The organism is Streptomyces poriferorum, from assembly GCF_019399235.1.
Taxonomy (GTDB): Bacteria; Actinomycetota; Actinomycetes; order Streptomycetales; family Streptomycetaceae; genus Streptomyces; species Streptomyces poriferorum.
The window spans coordinates 1-1,329 of sequence record NZ_JAELVH010000586.1; the positions used below are offsets into that span (position 1 = coordinate 1).

1 protein-coding gene is annotated in these 1,329 nt (G+C 72.4%); it reads left to right on the forward strand.

Annotated elements, in window-relative coordinates; translation table 11 throughout:
• Window positions 1-392 precede the first annotated feature (392 nt).
• On the forward strand, window positions 393-1,329 hold a 937-nt coding region (locus JGS39_RS39840), incomplete at its 3' end, for an RNA polymerase sigma factor (RefSeq protein WP_219574632.1).

Sequence of the window (1,329 nt, forward strand, 5' to 3'; positions counted from 1 at the left end):
GGTCCGGGCCGGGGGCCGTCCCGGGCGGGCGGGCCGTGTCGGTCGGGTGGGCGTTCCGGGCGAGTAAGTCGTCCCGGGCGAGTGGGCCTCCCGGTCGGGTGGTGCGGTTCGTTCCTGTCCGGGTGGGTCGTTCCTGTCCGGAGGATGCCGTTTCTGTCCCGGTGGGCCGCCTCGGTCCGGATAGGGCGCTTCCGTCGCGCTCATGGTGTTCCGCCCCAACTGCCCCGTCAACAAATCCCGTTACTCCTTCCCCAAATGGGTGCCCACTAGTGCGCACAATCGGGAAAGCGCCCCGGATGAGTGGTTGCCGGGATTGAAGGGCCGCCGTGCCTGCGCTCTGTGGCACGCTTGCCCGGTGTTCGGGTCCGACAGCGCATACGGGGGCGTCCGCGATGAGCGGTGACGGGCAGCAGGAGGAGTCGCTCGACGGTGTGTCCGCCGTCGGCGGCACGGAGACGGGCGGACTGTCCGGGCATCAGGTGCCGAGCCAGGCCGGGCCCCGACGCCCGGGCGCCGGCGGCGAGGTGGCCGGCCATGAGGTCGCCGGGGACGAGAGCGCCGAGGACGAGGGCACCGGGGACGCGGGCGGGGGCACCGTACTGCCCGGGCCGTGGCCGCCCGCTCCGGTCGAGAAGTCGGCGTCCGTGGACACGGACGCGATCGATGCCGCCGCTGCGGCCGCGGTACCCATGCAGCGGGCGCCCAGCAGCACGCCTGCCGGGGACGCCCCTTCCGATGCCCAGCTGATTCAGCGGATGCGTGACGGCGACGACCTCGCGTACGAGGAGCTGTTCCGCCGCCATTCCGACGCGGTGCGCCGCTATGCGCGTACCTGCTGCCGGGACGCGCACACCGCCGACGACCTGACGGCCGAGGTCTTCGCCCGGACCCTGCAGGCGGTACGGGGCGGCAAGGGACCCGAGGAGGCCGTACGGGCCTACCTGATGACGGCGGTCCGGCATGTCGCCGCCGCGTGGACGAGGACCGCGAAGCGCGAGCACCTGGTCGACGACTTCGCGGTGTTCGCCGCGCAGGCATCGCGCACCTCCGAGGTGTCGGACGCGGACACGCTCGATCTCGGTGCCGACGTGCTGGCGATGCACGAAGCCGAACAGTCGATGGCGATGCAGGCGTTCCGCACCCTCCCTGAGCGCTGGCAGGCAGTCCTGTGGCACACCACCGTCGAGGAGGAGTCGCCCAGCGACATCGCCCCGCTGTTCGGACTGACGGCCAACGCCACGTCGGTGCTGGCCAGCCGCGCCCGTGAGGGGCTCAAGCAGGCCTATCTGCAGGCCCATGTGAGCCAGGCGCTCACCTCCGGCGGCGACT